The sequence below is a fragment of the Zoogloea dura genome (assembly GCF_012927165.1).
Taxonomy (GTDB): Bacteria; Pseudomonadota; Gammaproteobacteria; order Burkholderiales; family Rhodocyclaceae; genus Zoogloea; species Zoogloea dura.
Map to the genome: position 1 here is coordinate 1 of NZ_JABBGA010000080.1, position 1128 is coordinate 1128.

Annotated in this window: 1 protein-coding gene; it reads left to right on the forward strand. The window is 66.2% G+C overall.

Annotation, left to right across the window (positions count from 1 at the left end):
• On the forward strand, window positions 1-1035 hold a 1035-nt coding region (locus HHL15_RS27105), incomplete at its 5' end, for a TolC family protein (protein WP_169148697.1).
• Between the last annotated feature and the right edge of the window lie 93 nt (window positions 1036-1128).

Below are 1128 nucleotides of genomic sequence, written 5' to 3' on the forward strand. Positions count from 1 at the left end.
ACCCGCATGGGTGACCAGAGCCCCACCCTGGCGCCGGCCCGGGTCGGCAGCACGCGTTACCTGTTGATGCAGGACGTGCCGTGGCTCGGCAAGCGGGATCTCAAGCGGGAGATCGCCGAACTCGACGCGCGTGGCGCCGACGGACGCGCCAGCGGCACTTGGGCGGAGCTCGCCGCCCGCATCAAGACCGCTTACTCGCAGCTCCAGTACGTCCATCGCAACGAGCAATTGACCCGCGAAATCCTCGACCTGATGACGCGCCTGGAGAAGATCGCCCAGGTGCGCTACGCCGGAGGGCTGGCCGCCCAGCAGGACGTGATTCGGGCGCAGGTGGAGCAGACCGGCATGAAGAGTGAGTTGGTTGCCCTGGAGAATGAGCGCCGGCAATGGCAGGCGCGGCTGAATGCCCTCCTTGCAAGGCCCAGCGCGTCCCCACTTGCAGTGCCAGAGCGGCTGAGAACGCTGCCAGCCCCGGCCCAGCTCGACCCGCGGGCTCTTGAGGAGCGTGTGCGGACAAAGAACCCGCAGCTCTTTGCCGAAGAGGCCCGGATCCGCTCGGCCGAGAAGAATCGCGAACTGACTTACAAAAACCGCTACCCCGACTTCACGCTGGGTGTCTCGCCGATCCAGTACCAGGGCTCCGTGAAGGAATGGGAGCTGATGGTCGAACTGAACCTGCCCCTGCAGCAGGGTTCCCGCCGGGCCCAGGAGCGCGAGTCGGAAGCCATGCTGTCGGCCGCGCAAGCCCGTCGCGACGCGACCGCCAATCAGGTCTTGGGCGAACTGGCTGAGAACCTGTCCGGCTTCGATGCTGCGCGGCGAACCGAAACCCTTGCCGCAACCAGCCTGTTGCCGCAGTCCGAACTGACTTTCAAGGCCGCGCTGGCCGGTTACGAAACCGGCAAGGTGGATTTTGCGACGCTGCTCGACGCCCAGCGGCAGATTCGCCAGGCCCGGCAGGGCCGCATCAAGGCCCAGGCGGAAGCCCAGCTACGTCTTGCAGAAATCGAACGAATCCTCGGAGAAGATCTATGAAAACAGGCGCAGGTATTGTGATCGGCCTCTCGGTCGCCCTGGCTGCCGGTGGTGGCTACTGGCTGGGCCAGCGGCCGGTGGCCGGCCACCCGG